The sequence below is a fragment of the Rhodococcus sp. PD04 genome (assembly GCF_035918275.1).
GTDB classification, from domain to species: Bacteria; Actinomycetota; Actinomycetes; order Mycobacteriales; family Mycobacteriaceae; genus Rhodococcus; species Rhodococcus rhodochrous.
This window is the reverse complement of record NZ_CP142143.1, coordinates 1,954,039-1,971,179: the sequence shown is the minus strand read 5'-3', so window position 1 is coordinate 1,971,179 and position 17,141 is coordinate 1,954,039. Positions and strand designations below refer to the sequence as shown.

Genomic DNA, 17,141 nt, shown 5'->3' with positions numbered 1-17,141 from the left:
CCGGAGGCAGGTCGGAGCACACCCCGCCGGAGGCGGGTCAGAGCACGCCGTAGCGCGGCGGGTGGGTGCCGCTGAGGGTCCACCGGCCGATGTGCTGGAGCTTCCACCGGGTCGCGTCGTGCAGGGTGTGCGTGCGGGCGTCGCGCCAGTAGCGCGACAGATTCGCGGCTCCCGATGCGCTGCGGGTGCCGCCGAGTTCGAACAGGATGTTCGCCGTCTCGACGGCGGCGCGGGTCGCGGCGACCTTCGCGGTCGCGACCTCGATGGAGGCCGCGGCGGTGGTCTCTGCGGTCGGGTTCGCGCGTGCGCGGTCGACGGCCCGCCCTGCCTCCGCGAGCAGTGCCTGGGCGGCCCGGACGGTGACGGTGGCCTCTCCGGCGATCTGGACGAGCAGCGGATCGTCCACTGCTCGTTCGACATCCGCCTCGAAGTGCGGCCGTGCGCGACCTGCCTGGACGACGGCCTCGGCGAGTGCGCCGGTCGCGATACCCACGTCGATCGCCGAGTGCAGCAGCTGCGCTTGAGCGCCGTAGGTGGTGGGCGCTTCGAAGATCGGCGTGTACGGCACGACCGCCGCGTCGGGGACCTCGATGTCGTCGAGGGTGACGGTGCCGCTGGCGGTGGTGCGTTGGCCCATGCCGTCCCAGTCGTCGACGACGGTGAGTCCGGCGGTCTCGCGCCGGACGAAGGCGACGGCCTTCGGGGTCGACGCGTCGGTCGCGTCCGGGTTGTCGGCGAGGCTGGCGCGCACCGCGATCCAGTCGGCGAACAGCGCACCGGTGCTGTAGAACTTGCGGCCGGTGAGGACGTAGCCGTCGTCCCGTCGGCGCAGCACGGTGCTGTCGATGTTCACCGCACGCGATCCGCGTTCGCTCTGGGCGTTGGCGAACAGCGCCCCGTCGAGCACCTCGCCGTAGAAGAAACGCTTCTGCTCGTCGCTGCCCTGGGACCGGATCGCCTCGAGGAAGGTGAAGTGCGAGTGCGGGATCTGGGCGATGCTCGGATCCGCCGAGGCCAGGATCCGGAAGATCTCGGCGACCACTTCGTACGGAGCGGCGATGCCGCCGTATTCGGTGGGCACGGTCACCGCGAGCAGTCCGGAGGACGCGAGCGCGCGGATCTCGTCGCGCGGCAGTTCCCGTTCGGCATCACGACGTGACGCGCCGGCTGCGAACTCGTCGGCGAGCGCAGAAGCGACGCGCAGGGCCTCGCCGGTGTCTGCAAGGCGGGTCGCGGTGCGTGAGGTGGTCATCGCGTCACCTCCGGCGCGAGCGACGCGCTGGGTGTGACGAGCAGGGTACGGGGACAGGGAACAGCCATGATGCATCACGGTAGTCCGCGTCCGACCCGAAGCCGAGAATTGAATTCGGGATGAGCACAAGTCTGTACGCGCGGAGCGTTGCGACCTCCGGTCCCGAGTCTCCGTCAGGTCAGCGGCGCATCGCCCAGACCTTCGGGCCGCCGTCCGGCAGCTCCACGACACCGGTGACGACGAATCCGAGACGTTCGTAGAGCGCGACGTTCGTCTCCGAGGAGGTTTCCAGACAGGCCGCGACCCCCTGCCGCTCGGCCGCGCGGAGTCCGGGTTCGAGGACGGCCCGTCCCAGGCCGCGACCCTGCGAGGTGGGATCGACGCCCACCGTGGCCAGGAACCACACGGGCTCGTTCGGCTGCAGTTCCGCGGTGGCCTGCTCGGCCAGTTCGGCGGCGCGGGCACGATCGCCCCGCAGTTCCGTCACCCGATCGGCGACGGACGCGAACGCCTCCCCGAGCCCGATGGAGTCGGGCGTCGTCCACACGGCCACCGCGTCGACGTCGTCGGAGACCCACACCTCGCCGCAGCGCATGCCGATCTCGGCGAGGAAGAGCCCCTGCAGGTCGCGGACCCGGGTCTCGTGGTCCCGGCCGTCGACGGTGTAGCGGGTGAACGGATAGTCGCGGAACGCTCGTCCGAGCGTTGCCGTCGCCTTCTCGACATCGTGCACCGTCGCCGGCCGGACCACATGATCGTTCGACACGCCGTGGCACTCTACCGAGCGCCACGGCGATGCCCGGTCAGGAGAAGTCGGGCTCCTCGTCGCGGCTGCGCTTGAGTTCGAAGAAATGCGGGTAGGACGCGAGAGCGACCACGCCGTCCCACACCTTCCCGGCCTCTTCGCCGCGCGGGATCTTCGACAGGACGGGACCGAAGAAGGCGATGCCGTTGACGTGGATCGTGGGGGTACCGACGTCCTGGCCCACCTTGTCCATGCCGGCGTGGTGGCTCGTGCGCAGAGCCTCGTCGTAGGCATCGCTGTCGGCGGCCTCTGCCAGCGAGGCGTCGAGGTCGAGTTCGGCGAGCGACGCGGCGATCACGTCCGCGAAGTCCTTGTTGCCCTCGTTGTGGATGCGGGTGCCCATCGCCGTGTACAGCGGGGAGAGGATGTCGTCGCCGTACTTCTGCGCCGCGGCAATCGCGACGCGCACCGGGCCCCACGCCTTCGTCATCAGCTCGGCGTACTCCTCCGGCAGGTCGCGCCCCTCGTTCAGCACGGCCAGGCTCATCACGTGGAAACGCGCCTCGATGTCGCGCACCTTCGTGACCTCGAGGATCCAGCGCGAGGTGATCCAGCACCACGGGCACAACGGATCGAACCAGAAGTCGGCGGTGTCCTTGCCGGTCGAGGACGCGGCAGTCAGGTCGCTCAAGAGATCTCCTCACAAGAGTTCGTACGGGCCGGACAACTACAAGCATGTTCAACACGGCCCCGTCGACGATTCTTCCTGAACCGGGCCGTAGTGCGGGCGGTAGCCGTAACGTCGGAGCCGGGAAGCAGGTCCGGCACGCATCACAGTGGAGGCACCACGATGTCGGGTGAGGAAACGTTTCTGATCGTCGGCGCGGGTCTGGCCGGCGCCAAGCTGGCAGAGGAACTGCGCGCCCGCGACTTTCCCGGGCGCATCCTGCTGATCGGCGCGGAGGAGCACCTGCCCTACGAGCGACCGCCGTTGTCGAAGGACTACTTCGCCGGACGCAAGCAACTCGCCGACTTCACGGTGCACGACGGCGACTGGTACCGCGACCACCGCGTCGAACTGCTGCTCGGCACGAAGGTCACCGCGATCGATCCGGCCGCCCACACGGTGACGCTGCCCGACGGGTCGACGCTGCACTACGACAAGCTTGCTCTCGCAACGGGCTCGACGCCCCGCACGGTCCCGATTCCCGGAGCCGACGCCGAACGCGTGTACGTCATGCGCACCGTCGAGGACTCCGATGCGCTGCTCGCCGCGATCCAGGGCGAGACCGACCACGCGGGATGGCTGGCCGTCATCGGCGCGGGATGGATAGGCATGGAGATCGCCGCGAACGCCCGCGGCCGGGGCGCGGGCGTGGTGGTCGCGGAGACCGCGAAGCAGCCCCTGCTCGGCGCCCTCGGCGAGGAGATGGGTGCGGTGTTCGCCGACCTGCACCGCGCGAACGGGGTCGATCTGCGGACGAACACCTCGGTGCGCGAGATCGTCGCCTACGACGGTCGCGCGAGCGGCATCCGGTTCGGCGACGACAGTGTGGTGCCCGCCGACGCCGTGCTCGTCGCGGTCGGGGCGCGCCCGAACGTCGAGCTGGCCCGCGACGCCGGGCTCGCGGTCGACGACGGCGTGCTCGTCGACGCATCGCTGCGGACGAGCGATCCGGACATCGTGGCGGTCGGCGACATCGCGTCGGCGGAGCATCCGCTGCTCGGCACCCGGGTGCGCGTCGAACACTGGGCCAACGCTTTGAACCAGCCGGCCGTCGCGGCCGCGACGATGCTCGGCCGCGACGCGACCTACGACCGGCTCCCCTATTTCTTCACCGACCAGTACGACCTCGGCATGGAATACGTCGGGCTCGCTCCCCGCGACGCGCGGGTGGTCACCCGCGGCGACGTGCAGGGACGGCAGTTCCTCGCCTTCTGGCTCGACGACGAACAACGCGTCCAGGCGGGGATGAACGTCAACATCTGGGATGCCGGCGACGACACCCGCGCTCTCATCGCCTCCGGGCGGCCCGTCGACGTCGGCCGGTTGACGGACACCACGGTGCCGTTGTCCGACGTCGCTCCGTGAGGCTCCGTCGATCATGATGGGATGGACGCCGACCGACATTCCGTCGTGAGAAGGAGTTCTCCCGTGGCACCACCGAATCTGACCCGCGAGCAGGCCGCCGAACGGGCCGCGATCCTGTCCGTCGACAACTACAGCATCGAACTGGATCTCACCGACGGTGCCGGCGCGCCGGGCACCACGACCTTCCGGTCGGTGACCACCGTCCGATTCGACGCGACCGAGGGCGCCTCGACGTTCATCGACCTCATCGCGAAGACCGTGCACTCGGCAACCCTCAACGGCGAATCCGTCGACGTGTCCGGATACTCCGAGGAGACCGGCATCGCCCTCACCGGTCTCGCCGCCCACAACGAACTCGTCGTCGACGCCGACTGCCTGTACACGAACACCGGTGAGGGCCTGCACCGGTTCGTCGACCCCACCGACGACGCGGTGTACCTGTACTCGCAGTTCGAAACGGCCGACGCCAAGCGGATGTTCGCGTGCTTCGACCAGCCCGATCTCAAGGCCACCTTCGACCTGAAGGTCACCGCGCCGCAGGACTGGGCCGTGATCTCCAACGCCGACACCGTGCAGACCGCCGCCGCGCAGCCGGGTCTGCACATCTTCCGCACCACCCCGCGGATGAGCACCTATCTCGTCGCGCTCATCGCCGGTCCGTACGCGGTGTGGTCCGACGAGTACACCGACGAGCACGGCACCATCCCGCTGCGCATCTTCTGCCGCGCGTCGCTCGCGGAGTACATGGACGCCGACCGGCTGTTCACCGAGACCAAGCAGGGCTTCGGCTTCTACCACGCCAACTTCGGGATCCCCTACGCCTTCGGCAAGTACGACCAGCTGTTCGTGCCCGAATTCAACGCCGGGGCGATGGAGAACGCCGGCGCGGTGACCTTCCTGGAGGACTACGTCTTCCGCTCCAAGGTCACCCGCTACTCCTACGAGCGCCGCGCCGAGACCGTCCTGCACGAGATGGCGCACATGTGGTTCGGCGACCTCGTCACCATGCGCTGGTGGGACGACCTGTGGCTCAACGAGTCGTTCGCGACGTTCGCGTCGGTGCTGTGCCAGGCCTCGGCCACCGAGTACACCAACGCGTGGACGACCTTCGCGAACGTCGAGAAGTCGTGGGCCTACCGGCAGGACCAGCTGCCGTCGACGCACCCCATCGCCGCCGACATCCCCGACCTCGCCGCGGTCGAGGTCAACTTCGACGGCATCACCTACGCCAAGGGCGCGTCGGTGCTCAAGCAGCTCGTCGCCTATGTGGGGCAGGAGCCCTTCCTCGCCGGTCTGCGCGAGTACTTCCGCGACCACGCCTACGGAAACGCCACCTTCGACGACCTGCTCGCCGCGCTGGAGAAGGCCTCCGGCCGCGACCTGTCGGACTGGGGTGCCCAGTGGCTCAAGACCACCGGCCTGAACATCCTGCGACCGGACTTCGAGGTCGACGACCAGGGACGCTTCACGCGTTTCGCGGTGGTGCAGGAAGGTGCCCAGCCCGGCGCCGGTGAGTTCCGCGTGCACCGCCTCGCGATCGGTGTGTACGACGACGACGGCTCCGGCAAGCTCGTCCGCACGCACCGCGTGGAGATCGACGTCGACGCCGCCGAGCGCACCGAGGTCCCCGATCTGGTGGGTGTGCCGCGCGGCGCGTTCGTCCTCGTCAACGACGACGACCTGACGTACTGCTCGGTGCGTCTCGACGAGGAGTCGCTCGCGACCGTCATCGACCGGGTCGGCGATATCGCCGAGTCGCTGCCGCGCACCCTGGTGTGGTCGGCGGCGTGGGAGATGACCCGCCAGGCCGAGATGAAGGCGCGCGACTTCGTCGCCCTCGTGCAGCGCGGTATCGCCGCCGAGACCGAGGTCGGTGTCGTCCAGCGTCTGCTCATGCAGGCGCACACCGCGCTGGAGAGCTACGCCGACCCGTCCTGGGCCGCGGAGCAGGGCCGGGCGGACTTCGCCAACCGTCTGCTCGAGCTCGCCCGCGAGTCCGAGGCAGGCTCCGACCATCAGCTCGCGTTCGTCAACGCGCTGACCACCGCGTACCTGTCGCCCTGGCACACCGAGGTGCTCGAGGAGCTGCTGGGCGCGGATCCGGCGACGGTCGGCCTGCCCGGGCTGACGGTCGACACCGATCTGCGCTGGCGGATCGTCCAGGCGCTCGCCGCAGCGGGTGAGGTCGACGCCGAGGGCGTGGAGTCGCCGTTCATCGACGCGGAGGCCGAACGCGACCCGACGGCCGCGGGTGCCCGCCAGGCGGCAGCCGCCCGCGCGGCGCGTCCGCAGGAGGCCGTCAAGGAACAGGTGTGGCAGACGGTCGTGCACGACGACAGCGTCCCGAACATCACGGCGCGCGCCGTGATCGGCGGTTTCGCCCCGGCCGGTCAGGGCGAACTGCTCGAGCCGTACGTCGCGCGGTACTTCGCGGAGGTGCCGGGGGTGTGGGAGCGCCGTTCGAGCGAGGTCGCGCAGACCGTCGTGATCGGGCTCTACCCGTCGTGGTCGATCAGTGAGCAGTCGGTGGCGGCGGCGGACGAGTTCCTCGCCGGCGACCATCCGCCGGCGCTGCGCCGGCTCGTCGTCGAAGGCCGTGCCGGGGTCGTGCGCTCGTTGAAGGCACGCGCGTTCGACGCGTCCTGACGCGCCGACCTCACCGAACGACTGTGGCCCGCTGCCTCTCCTTCACGGAGTGGCAGCGGGCCACAGATGGTCGTGGGCTCCGGACTAGGGAGCGACCATGGCGTTCGCGATGACGCGGACGGCACTGGTGATGCCGTCGAGCAGATTCCCCTGACCGAAGGACGACACGGCCGCGGTCACGCCGAGCTGCAGCACCCGGTCGGTGGCGCGGTCGGCGGCGGTGCGACCCGAGCGGATCTCGATGCTCCGCTGGTTCGGGAAGACGGCGACGAGGACCGAGTTGTCGGCGTCCGGCGTCGTCGGCAGCAGGGCGTCGGTCGCCGCAGCCGGATTCACGTCGTCACCGATGTAGACGGTGAACCGCACGTTGGTGATCCGCGTCGCGTGCGTGAGCGTGTCGTCGAGGGTGATGAGGTCGCGGTCCTTGAAGGGCGCACCCGTGAAGGCCTGACCGAGACCGCGCACGGCGGAGATGCGCCCGCTCGCGGTGAGTGCCGCACCGTGCGGCAGGTTCTCCGGCGCTACGGCCGGACGCTGGATCACGTCACCACTTGCCACTTGCGGTACCTCCGATCAGCTCCGCCGAGGTCAGAGCGGCATGACCGTGACCATGATGCGGGTATTTCCAGGGATGGGTCGATTCGTCGGTCGCGGTCCACAGGAGCGGTTCGTACTCCCATTTCCGGTCGAGCGTGTACGGGTCGTCCGACGGCGTGGAGCCCGGGTACTTGCTCATGACGAAGGACAGCCCACCGAAGACCAAGACGATCAGCAGCGGGATGCCGACGAAGATCAGGGTTGTCTCGAGAATGCTCACAGCCAAACGTTAGCCCAGCCGGGCCCGAAAGGCCTCATATGCCCCGCAGAACGGCCCGATCAGGCCGCGCCCTCCCCCAGATAGGGCAACCAGGTGGGGTGCAACTCGGGCAGGGTGGCGAGCAGGCGCCAGTGCCGGCCCTTGGGCGGATTCGGCACCACACGCAGGGTCCACCCGAGTTCGGTGAGCAGCTTGTCGGCCTTGCGATGGTTGCACGGCGCGCAGCATGCGACGCAGTTCTCCCAGGTGTGCTCGCCGCCGCGGCTGCGCGGCACGACGTGGTCGATCGTCTCGGCCTTGCCCCCGCAGTAGGCGCACCGGTTCCGGTCGCGGTGCATGAGCGCGGCCCGGGTGAGCGGCACCCGCGCGTGATACGGAACGCGCACATAGTTGCGCAGACGGATCACCGACGGCAGCTGCACGGACCATTCTGCCGACCGCACGAGCGGGGCGAGCGGATCGTCGTGCACGGTATCGGCCTTGCCCCCGGCCATCAGGACCACGGCCCTGCGGGCGGGCAGGGCGGTGAGCGGCTCGTAGGTGGCGTTGAGCAGCAACACTCGACGTTTCAACCAGTCGGGTACCGTCGCGGTGCTGTCGTGCACCACGCGCAGTGTGGTAGCCCCCGGCACCCCTGCAGGGGCGTCCGCGGGCGGGAGTTGTCGATGCGAGCTGTTGCTGTGCTTCATACGACCTCCGAAAAGACTGGGAACAGTGGACCACGGATGCTCCCGAATCGCACCCGAAATCAGCGGACCGGTCCAGGTCGGGCCGGTGAACATCCGGTGTCGGTCCCGCCCGGCACGGCTCGTCGGGCGGTGTGCGGTCGGGAGCAGGCACAATGGACGGTCGAGAGGGACGGTGAACGAATACAGATGAGTGACGAGCAGACCTTCTACGAGGCGGTCGGTGGCGCCGAGACGTTCCGCCGGCTCACTGCACGGTTCTACGAGGAGATCGCACGGGACGAGATCGTCCGGCCCCTGTATCCCGAGGAGGATCTCGGTCCGGCCGAACGACGCATGCGGATGTTCCTCGAGCAGTACTGGGGCGGCCCGCGCACCTACTCCGAGGAGCGGGGCCACCCGCGGCTGCGCATGCGTCATCATCCCTTCCGGATCGGGCCGCTCGAGCGCGACGCCTGGTTGCGATGCATGCACACCGCGATCGCGTCGATCGACGAGAAGACGCTCGACGACGAGCACCGCCGGCAACTCGTCGACTACATGAACATGGCGGCCGACTCGATGATGAATTCCCCGATCTAGGGGTCGGCGTCTCCTGAGGGTCAGCGCCCCAGGATCAGGCGCAGGCGGTCCTCCACCTTCTGGGTGAACCGAGCGACCGGCGACAGGTGACGACGCAGGACGGCATGCTTGCGCACGTATTCGGGGACCTCCCACAGCGCGGTGGTCCCGGCGCGGAAGAGCGCCGCGTCACCGGCACGCAACGTCCGGGGTTCGGAGTCGGCGGACGAGACGATGACCGAGCCCTCCACGATGTGGACGATCTCGTCGACGCCGAAATGCCAGTCGAAGCGACCGGCCGTGCAGTCCCACACGTGTGTGGTGGTGGTGCGGTCGGCGCTGGTCGCCCACTGACCGCTGCGCGCCACGGGCGCACCCTCGCGGATCCACGCAGGGTCGATCGGGTCGTCGCGCAACTCCACGTCGTCCAACCGGACCGCGACGATCGATGTCGTATTCATGCCGTTCGTCCTATCATGCGGGCAAGCCCTGACGGAACGGCCGCGGGCACCGTTCGCCCTGCCTTTCGCCCTGCCGTCTGACACGATGACTCCCGTGGCCCACCCCGCAGCACCGACCTCCGGACGAGGCGACCCGGCATCGCCGTGGTGGCGAGACGCGGTCTTCTACCAGGTCTATCCCCGCTCGTTCGTCGACGCGAACGGTGACGGCATCGGCGACCTCGCGGGTGTGCGCAGCCGCCTCGGCTATCTCGAACTGCTCGGTGTCGACGCGATCTGGCTCAACCCGGTGATGCGGTCGCCGATGGCGGATCACGGCTACGACGTCTCCGATCCCCGCGACATCGACCCGCTGTTCGGGGACATCGCCGATCTCGAAGCGCTGATCGCCGACGCCCACGCCCGCGGAATCCGGGTTGTGATGGACCTCGTACCGAACCATGTCAGCGTCGAGCACCGCTGGTTCCGGGCCGCGCTCGAAGCCGGACCGGGCAGCCGCGAACGCCGACGCTTCCACTTCCGGGACGGACGCGGACCGGACGGCAGCGCACCACCGAACAACTGGCCGAGCGTCTTCGGCGGACCGGCCTGGACCCGCGTCACCGAACCCGACGGCACGCCGGGCCAGTGGTATCTGCACGTCTTCGCTCCCGGGCAGCCCGATCTGAACTGGGGCGACGAGGAGGTCGTCGAGGACCTCGACAAGACCCTGCGGTTCTGGCTGGACCGGGGCGTGGACGGTTTCCGGATCGACGTGGCCCACGGCATGGCCAAGCCCGCAGATCTTCCCGACCACGAGGGGTGGGAGACCAACGAACTGCTCGGGCACTCCCGCGCCGACCCTCGGTTCAACAATCCCGAGGTGCACGACATCCACCGCCGCATCCGGCGGGTCTTCGACGAGTATCCGGACTCGGTGGCGATCGGTGAGATCTGGGTCGACGATCACGAGCGGTTCGCCGAGTACCTGCGCCCGGACGAACTGCATCTCGCCTTCGACTTCCACCTGACGCTGTCGGACTGGGACGCCGATGCCGTCCGGGACGCGATCGAGAAGGGCCTGGCCGCGGTGACGTCGGTGCAGGCCTCACCGACGTGGACACTGTCGAACCACGACGTCGACCGCGAGGTCACGCGATACGGAGGCGACGAGGTCGGGCTCGCACGGGCACGCGCGATGATCCTCGTCGCCCTCGCGCTCCCGGGAACGGTGTTCGTCTACAACGGCGCCGAACTCGGGTTGCCGAACGTCGATCTGCCCGACGAGGTACTGCAGGATCCGGTCTGGGAACGATCCGGCCACACCGAACGCGGACGCGACGGTTGCCGCGTGCCGCTGCCGTGGGAGGGCGGAGCACCGCCCTTCGGGTTCACCTCAGCCGGGTCCGCGTGGCTGCCCCAGCCGCCGGAGTGGTCGGCGCTCACCGTCGAGAAGCAACTCGAGGACGCGGACTCGACGCTCTCGCTGTACCGCAGGGCGATCGAGATCCGCACGGAGCGAAGGCGCCCCATCGACACGGAGCGAAGGCGATCCGAGGGCGGTGAGATCGGCTGGTACGGAAGCCCGGCCGGGTGCCTGGCGTTCCGCCGTTCCGACGGCCTGACCTGCGTGCTCAACGCCGGCGACGTCGCGGTCGATCTGCCTCCGGGCGAGGTGCTGCTCGCGAGTGCGCCGCTCACCGGACACGTACTGCCACCGGACACCGCCGCCTGGTTGGCGTGAGGCACCCTCAGAGGACGCTCAGACCGAGCCCGCCGCCGCGGCGCAGGTAGACCGACCCGAAGCGGGCGTCGAGGCGCATCCAGGTAGCGGACGCCCGGACCCGGACCACCTCGGTGGGATCGATGCCCGCCGAGTCGACGGTGTCGCGACCGGCACCGGGCACGAAGCCCATCGCACCGAGCGCGAACACCATGCGCATCGGCACGCCCACGGTGGTCCCGGCGCCGCTCACCTCGAGAACCTCCTGGGCGAGCAGCGACGCCGGCGGCCCTTGCGCGCCGTGCTCGCGGGTGAGCGCGACGCCGCGTTGCGCGAGTTCGACGAGGATCCGTGCCGGCACGTCGTCGACGTGGACGTAGCCGTCGTCGGGCGGGAGTGCCCCGCGCCAGGCGGAATCCATCGCCCAGCCCGGGTCGACCTCGGTGCGCGGCCCGGACCCGGCGAGGAGCGCGGCCCGCAGCGATTCTGCGGCGACGCAGGTGTCGGCCGGTGCCACGGTTCCACGGACGACACGTCCTGCGAGCACCTCGAAACCGGTACGCGTCCAGATGCCGAGCAGTCCGTCACCGCGCCGGCGCAACCGCACCACGGCGGCCTCGTCGAGACGCGCGGCCCGGGCCAGGAAGGCGGCGAGATCGACGCTGTCGTCGGGGCCTGCGAGCGTCAGGAGGCGCTCTGCGTGTCGGATCCGATCGTCGCTCACATCGCCCTCATCGGTTGCGTTGTTGCTGTCGCTGTCGCGTTGCCACTGCCACTGCCACTGCCACTGCCACTGCCACTGCCACCGTCAGTCGCGTTGCCACTGCCGCAGGAAGACACGTTCTTCGTCGGTGAGCCGGCGCAGACGCTGGGTCTCGATGTCGAACGCCGCGATCTGGGTGGACGCGACCACCGCCGGCGCCGAGTCGACCGGGGCACCGCCCGGCCGCACCTCGTAACCGATCGTGAAGTCGACGGCCCGCACCTTCTCGGTCCACATCAGCACGTCGAGCGGACCGTCGTCGTGGCGCAACTGCCCGCGATAACGGACGTGGAGATCGGCGATGACGGCACCTTCGCGCAGGTTGCGGGTGGGGCGACCGTCGGCGAACAACCACGGGATCCGTGCTTCCTCGAGGAGCGTGACCATCCGCGCGTGGTTGATGTGCTGGAAGACGTCCATGTCGGACCACCGCACCATCACCTCGGTGTGGAAACCGAACTGTTCGCCCGCACCGCTCACTCGTTACCTCCGATCGGATGCGCCCGTGCGCACCATGCCCCTGATCTGTCGTGCCGCCACCGAAAGGGTGGCGAGGTCCAGACTTCCAGACGCGAAGATCTCGTCGAGCGCCGCCCTCGCGCGGACGAGCTTGGAGCCGTTGGACGACTCCCAGTCCTCGATCATCTCCTCGGTCGACTCCCCGGGTTCGGCGCCGGCGAGCACGTCGAGGACGAGCGACCGCAACGAGCCGTACAGGTCGTCGCGCAGCGCGAGGCGTGCCAGCGAATGCCAGCGGTCGCCCCGCTCGAGACCGGAGACCGCCGTGAGCAGGCGGTCGACGCCGAGACGCGCGTCGAGGGCGTAGTAGAGGTCGGCGACCTCCGCCTCGTCGCGCTGCTCTATGTCGGCGATGTCGACGACGTCGAGCAGCGGGAACTGGTCGAGGAGCCGGAAGACGACGCCCGTGAGCTCCTCCGGTGCTCCTCGTTCGAGGAGCGGGCGGGTACGACGCAGGAAGTCCTCGGCGTGGTGCCCGCGCATCCAGTCCGCGACCCGCGGTGCGAGACGCGCGAAGGCGTCGCGGTAACGGCTGATCTCGGCACCGACTGCGAGGGGCTGCGGTCGCGTGGCGAGGAGCCGGCGCGACGCCCGGTCGAGCACGCGGCGGGATTCGAGCAGCAGGTCGTCCTCGATATCGACAGGCAGCCCGGCGGCCCGGATCTCGTCCCACAGGGCCGGTAGCCCGAAGATGGTAGTGACGGCGGTGTAGGCGCGGATGGCGTCGGTCGCCGTCGCCCCGGCCTCCTCGGCGAGCCGGTAGACGTAGGTGGGGCCGCCGTTGTCGACCGTGGTGTTGGCCAGCATGGTCGCAACGATCTGCCGACGCAGCGGATGCGCCCGGATCCCGGCCCGGAACCGCTCGCGCAGAGCGGGCGGGAAGTAGGCGGGCAGGATCGACGCGAAGGTCTCGTTGTCGGGCAGGTCCGTGGCCAGCAGGTCGTCGACGAGGGCGAGCTTGACGTGGGCGAGGAGCTGCGCCAGCTCCGGCGACGTCAATCCCTCCCCCGCCGCTTCACGACGATCGAACTCGGCCTCGTCGGGCAGGGCCTCGAGGCCGCGGTCGAGTCCGCGATCGAGTTCCAGGGCTGCGAGCATCCGACGGTGCACCCCCAACAGGGACGGCGCTACGGCCCGCTCTAGTCCGAGCACGGCGTTCTGCGAGATGTTGTCGGCGAGAACGAGTTCGGCGACGTCACCGGTCATCGACGCGAGCAGCGGATTGCGGTCCTCCGCCGCGAGCTCGCCGGCGGTCACCATGGCGTCGAGGAGGATTTTGATGTTGACCTCGTGGTCGGAGCTGTCGACGCCGGCCGAGTTGTCGATCGCGTCGGTGTTGATCTTCCCACCGGCGCGCGCGAACTCGATGCGGCCGCGTTGCGTGACGCCGAGATTGCCGCCCTCGCCCACGACCCGGGCACGCAGTTCCCGCCCGTCGACGCGCACGCCGTCGTTGCTCTTGTCCCCCACGTCCGCATGGGTTTCCGTCGACGCCTTCACGTAGGTGCCGACACCGCCGTTCCACAACAGGTCGACGGGTGCGCGCAGGATCGCGCGGATCAGTTCGGGCGGTGGGAGTGCGGTGACGTCGTCGGGCAGGTCGAGCACCGCACGCACCTCGGGACCGACGGGCACCGATTTGGCCGTCCGGTCCCACACCCCGCCCCCGGCCGAGACGAGTTCTGTCGAGTAGTCCTTCCACGACGACCGCGGCAGTTCGAACAACCGGCGCCGCTCCTCGAACGACCGCTCCGGATCGGGGTCGGGATCGAGGAAGATGTGCCGATGATCGAACGCGGCGACGAGCCGGATGTGCCGGCTGAGCAGCATGCCGTTGCCGAAGACGTCGCCGCTCATGTCACCGATTCCGACGACGGTGAAATCGTCCGTCTGCGGGTCGGATCCGAGTTCGCGGAAGTGACGCCGGACGCTCTCCCATGCACCGCGCGCGGTGATGCCCATCTCCTTGTGGTCGTAACCGGCGGAGCCACCTGACGCGAACGCGTCACCGAGCCAGTAGCCGTATTCCGCCGCAACGGAATTCGCGAGGTCGGAGAACGACGCGGTGCCCTTGTCCGCGGCCACCACGAGATACGGGTCGTCGTTGTCGTGACGCACGACCCGCTGCGGCGGGACCGTGTCGTTGCGGGCGGCGTCGAGGTTGTCCGTGATGTCGAGCAGACCGGCGATGAAGCACCGGTAGCACCGTTCGCCGCGCTCGCGGACGGCGCGCCGGTCCGCCTCGGCGTCACCGGTCGGACGCGGGGCGTGCTTGACGACGAAGCCGCCCTTCGCACCCACGGGCACGATCACCGCGTTCTTCACGGCCTGCGCCTTGACCAGGCCGAGCACCTCCGTGCGGAAGTCCTCCCGACGGTCGGACCAGCGCAGCCCACCGCGGGCGACGGGACCGAACCGCATGTGGACGCCCTCGACGTCCGGGGCGTAGACGAACACCTCGAAAGCCGGTCGCGGCTGGGGTAGTTCGGCGATCCGTCGCGGATCGAACTTGAGCGACAACGCCCGACCGTCCGGGCGCTCGTGCCCGATCCCGCCGGCCACGTAGAAGTTGGTGCGCAGGGTCGCACGGATCAACGAGAACAGCCCCCGGAGGATGCGGTCGGTGGCCAGGGCGGTCACCTCCGCGATCGTCGTCGTGAGTTCCTCGGCGATCTGCTGTTCGCGTTCGGCGGAGGCGTCCTCCGGATCGAACCGGGACTCGAACAGCCCGACGAGCAGCGCCGCGGTGTGGGGGGCGCCGAGCAGCACACCTTCGATGTTGTACTGGCTGTAGGGGAATTCGGTCTGGCGCAGGTACTTCGCGTAGGCGCGGAGAAGCACGACCTGCTTCCAGGTGAGCCCGGCGCGCAGCACGAGCTGGTTGAACCGGTCGGTCTCGACCGCGCCCCGCCAGGCCACGGTGAAGGTGTCGGTGAGACGATCCGCCAGGGTCGGATCGGTCTCGACGATGCCGTGCTCGATGTCCTCGGGCAGGCAGAGTCCGAAATCGTATATCCAGCAATCGATTCCGTCCGATCGCGGCAGCCGGTAGGGTCGCTCGTCGACGACCTCGACGCCGAGGCTCTGCAACACCGGGAGGATCCGGCCGAGGGTGACCGTCTCGTCGGCGATGTACAGGGTGAAACGCAACGACAACGGATCGTCGGAACCCGGACGGTACAGGTGCGTGTCGAGATCGCCGGAGTCGAGCGCTTCCAGACGCCGCAGGTCGTCCAGGGCACGTTCGGAACCGAAGTCCTCCTTGTACGCCTCGGGCACGACCTCGGCGTACCGCTGCACCAGCAACGGATCGAGATCGCCGGTTGCGGCCGCCGCCTCACCGAGCCGATCGGCCCAGTTGCGGGTCACTTCCGCGAGCATCGCCTGGATCCGCAGGCGGTTCTCCTCGGAGGTGTCCACCTCGCGACGTGCGCGCCCGGAGAACCGGATCGTCACGTGCAGCAACGCGAGGTCGCGTTCGGAGACCCGCGCGGTGTAGTCGAGTACGCCGCCACCGAACTCGCGCAACAGGATGTCCTGGATCGCCACGCGCACCTTCGTCGTATAGCGGTCGCGCGGCAGGTAGACCAGGCACGAGATGTACCGCCCGTAGGTGTCGACGCGGACGAACAACCGCACCTGCCGGCGGATGTCGACCACCGCCGTGACGGTCTCGTAGAGGGTGTCGGTGTCCATGGAGAACAGTTCCGCGCGGGGCACCGTCTGCATGATCTCGAGCATCGCCTGGCCGCTGTAGGACGACAGCTCGACCCGCGCCCGCGCGACGACCTCCCGCACCCGGCGCGAGACCACGGGGATGTCGAGGATGTTCTCGTGCAGAGCGGTCACCGTGAGGACACCGAGGAAACGATCCTCCCCGACGACCGCGCCGTCGGCGTCAAGCCGGGCGACGCCGACGAAGTACGGATAGACGGAACGGTGCACGGTGGCGGGAAGCGCGCCCTGAGTGAGCACGAGGAGCGGACGGCGACCCGTGCCGACCTCACCGGGCAGGTCGAGCGGGTCCGCGACCGAGGCATCGGTGCGCAGCACTCCCCTGCCGCTGCCGGGCACGGGCGTCGCGCGCACGTTGTCGTCGCCGCCGTCGGGCACGAAGTCGTAGCGCCGGTAGCCGAGGAGGGTGAAGTTCCCGCCGCTCAACCAGCGCAGCAGTTCGGCGGTCTCGGTGAGCTCGTCGGCCGTGTAGTGCGCCGGCGGATCGGCGGCCAGGCCGTCGAGCGCGTCCGCCAGGTCGCGCTGCAGGGCGTGCATCTCCCCGGAGTCCGACGCCACCTGCCGCACATCGGACAGTACGCGCCGCAGGCCGTGATCGATCTCCTCGACCGATTCGTCGTCGACGGGCCCGCGCAGCTCGATGTGCATCCATGATTCGGCGACTCCACCCGAGGTCCGTCCGCCTTCGTCGGTCAGGCGCTCGAGGTCGCCCTCGGCGGTGCGGCGCGCAGACAGGACGGGGTGGATGACCGTCGCCACCGAGACACCCAGCCGGGACAGCAGTGCCAGCACCGATTCGACGAGCAGCGGCATGTCGTCGGTGACGATCTGTACGGCGACACCCATGCCGTCGGTGCGGCGCACACCGACGACAGCGGTGTCCGGTGCGCGCCGACGACCGAGACGGACGTGCTCGAGCGCGGCCGCGCCGTGGTCGGTGGTGAACTCTCCGGAGCTCTGATAGATCCGCTCGAGGACCGCCTCGGGAGAGGCATCGCTGCCTGTTGAATTTGTCTGCGCCACAGCCGGATCGGCCATCGACACCCCTCCTGCTCTATCGGGCGGATACACCGCGCGCCGCGGACGGACTCGTGATCGAGCCTATCCGCGGCGCGCAGTCGGGGGGTCGGAACCGGCGGGTCGGGTAACAGCCGGGCCGGTC

14 protein-coding genes are annotated in these 17,141 nt (G+C 69.4%); 4 read left to right on the top strand and 10 right to left on the bottom strand.

Annotation, left to right across the window (positions count from 1 at the left end; genetic code table 11):
- Positions 1-37 precede the first annotated feature (37 nt).
- The 3 genes from U9J23_RS09080 to U9J23_RS09070 form a co-directional block, all read right to left on the bottom strand.
- The gene (locus tag U9J23_RS09080) at positions 38-1,252 is read right to left on the bottom strand and encodes an SfnB family sulfur acquisition oxidoreductase (RefSeq protein ID WP_145691839.1); all 1,215 of its coding nucleotides are present in this window, start codon (positions 1,250-1,252) and stop codon (positions 38-40) included.
- 178 nt (positions 1,253-1,430) lie between these two features.
- Complete coding sequence (locus U9J23_RS09075) at positions 1,431-2,018, bottom strand: GNAT family N-acetyltransferase (protein ID WP_145691840.1); 588 nt, start codon at positions 2,016-2,018, stop codon at positions 1,431-1,433.
- 37 nt (positions 2,019-2,055) lie between these two features.
- Positions 2,056-2,688 (bottom strand): mycothiol-dependent nitroreductase Rv2466c family protein, encoded by a 633-nt coding sequence (locus U9J23_RS09070; protein WP_420714483.1) that lies wholly within the window; start codon positions 2,686-2,688, stop codon positions 2,056-2,058.
- A gap of 159 nt (positions 2,689-2,847) precedes the next feature.
- Here U9J23_RS09070 and U9J23_RS09065 point away from each other — a divergent pair, with 159 nt between their 5' ends.
- Both U9J23_RS09065 and pepN read left to right on the top strand, forming a co-directional pair.
- On the top strand, positions 2,848-4,089 hold the full coding sequence (locus tag U9J23_RS09065; RefSeq protein WP_326602387.1) for an NAD(P)/FAD-dependent oxidoreductase: 1,242 nt from the start codon (positions 2,848-2,850) through the stop codon (positions 4,087-4,089).
- 63 nt (positions 4,090-4,152) lie between these two features.
- Positions 4,153-6,735: an aminopeptidase N gene (pepN, locus tag U9J23_RS09060; protein WP_326602385.1), complete on the top strand. Its 2,583-nt coding sequence runs from the start codon at positions 4,153-4,155 to the stop codon at positions 6,733-6,735.
- A gap of 84 nt (positions 6,736-6,819) precedes the next feature.
- On the opposite strand, the gene U9J23_RS09055 is transcribed toward pepN, so the two are convergent.
- The 3 genes from U9J23_RS09055 to U9J23_RS09045 are packed head-to-tail and all read right to left on the bottom strand — an operon-like array spanning position 6,820 to position 8,241.
- Positions 6,820-7,293, bottom strand: a complete 474-nt coding sequence (locus tag U9J23_RS09055; RefSeq protein WP_059383915.1) for a DUF5130 domain-containing protein — start codon at positions 7,291-7,293, stop codon at positions 6,820-6,822.
- Positions 7,280-7,552 carry an aa3-type cytochrome oxidase subunit CtaJ gene (ctaJ, locus tag U9J23_RS09050; RefSeq protein WP_085467950.1) on the bottom strand — a complete coding sequence of 91 codons (273 nt, stop codon included), beginning with the start codon at positions 7,550-7,552 and terminating at the stop codon, positions 7,280-7,282. Before ctaJ ends, U9J23_RS09055 begins: the two co-directional genes overlap by 14 nt.
- Before the next feature lie 59 nt (positions 7,553-7,611).
- Positions 7,612-8,241, bottom strand: a complete 630-nt coding sequence (locus U9J23_RS09045) for an HNH endonuclease (protein ID WP_080968374.1) — start codon at positions 8,239-8,241, stop codon at positions 7,612-7,614.
- A 186-nt stretch (positions 8,242-8,427) separates the two neighbouring features.
- Here U9J23_RS09045 and U9J23_RS09040 point away from each other — a divergent pair, with 186 nt between their 5' ends.
- Positions 8,428-8,820, top strand: a complete 393-nt coding sequence (locus tag U9J23_RS09040) for a globin (protein WP_006551125.1) — start codon at positions 8,428-8,430, stop codon at positions 8,818-8,820.
- 20 nt (positions 8,821-8,840) lie between these two features.
- Here U9J23_RS09040 and U9J23_RS09035 read toward each other — a convergent pair whose 3' ends face one another.
- Entirely contained in the window at positions 8,841-9,260 is a 420-nt protein-coding gene (locus tag U9J23_RS09035; protein ID WP_059383916.1) for a cupin domain-containing protein, read from the bottom strand.
- 85 nt (positions 9,261-9,345) lie between these two features.
- Here U9J23_RS09035 and U9J23_RS09030 point away from each other — a divergent pair, with 85 nt between their 5' ends.
- Positions 9,346-10,983 carry a glycoside hydrolase family 13 protein gene (locus tag U9J23_RS09030; RefSeq protein ID WP_059383917.1) on the top strand — a complete coding sequence of 546 codons (1,638 nt, stop codon included), beginning with the start codon at positions 9,346-9,348 and terminating at the stop codon, positions 10,981-10,983.
- A 7-nt stretch (positions 10,984-10,990) separates the two neighbouring features.
- Here the strand turns inward: U9J23_RS09030 and U9J23_RS09025 are convergent, their stop codons facing one another.
- The 3 genes from U9J23_RS09025 to U9J23_RS09015 all read right to left on the bottom strand — a co-directional run bounded on the left by U9J23_RS09025 (position 10,991) and on the right by U9J23_RS09015 (position 17,017).
- Positions 10,991-11,686 carry a hypothetical protein gene (locus U9J23_RS09025; protein ID WP_080968375.1) on the bottom strand — a complete coding sequence of 232 codons (696 nt, stop codon included), beginning with the start codon at positions 11,684-11,686 and terminating at the stop codon, positions 10,991-10,993.
- Between the two features lie 84 nt (positions 11,687-11,770).
- Positions 11,771-12,205, bottom strand: a complete 435-nt coding sequence (locus U9J23_RS09020; RefSeq protein ID WP_059383918.1) for an acyl-CoA thioesterase — start codon at positions 12,203-12,205, stop codon at positions 11,771-11,773.
- 3 nt (positions 12,206-12,208) lie between these two features.
- Positions 12,209-17,017 (bottom strand): NAD-glutamate dehydrogenase, encoded by a 4,809-nt coding sequence (locus tag U9J23_RS09015; protein ID WP_272266451.1) that lies wholly within the window; start codon positions 17,015-17,017, stop codon positions 12,209-12,211.
- Positions 17,018-17,141: the final 124 nt, after the last annotated feature.

Excerpts from the sequence above, each read along its gene's own strand:
- U9J23_RS09080 (WP_145691839.1), bottom strand. The coding sequence starts at position 1,252 with ATGACCACCTCACGCACCGCGACCCGCCTTGCAGACACCGGCGAGGCC.
- U9J23_RS09065 (WP_326602387.1), top strand. The coding sequence starts at position 2,848 with ATGTCGGGTGAGGAAACGTTTCTGATCGTCGGCGCGGGTCTGGCCGGC.
- U9J23_RS09045 (WP_080968374.1), bottom strand. The coding sequence starts at position 8,241 with ATGAAGCACAGCAACAGCTCGCATCGACAACTCCCGCCCGCGGACGCC.
- U9J23_RS09040 (WP_006551125.1), top strand. The coding sequence starts at position 8,428 with ATGAGTGACGAGCAGACCTTCTACGAGGCGGTCGGTGGCGCCGAGACG.
- U9J23_RS09035 (WP_059383916.1), bottom strand. The coding sequence starts at position 9,260 with ATGAATACGACATCGATCGTCGCGGTCCGGTTGGACGACGTGGAGTTG.
- U9J23_RS09030 (WP_059383917.1), top strand. The coding sequence starts at position 9,346 with ATGACTCCCGTGGCCCACCCCGCAGCACCGACCTCCGGACGAGGCGAC.
- U9J23_RS09015 (WP_272266451.1), bottom strand. The coding sequence starts at position 17,017 with ATGGCCGATCCGGCTGTGGCGCAGACAAATTCAACAGGCAGCGATGCC.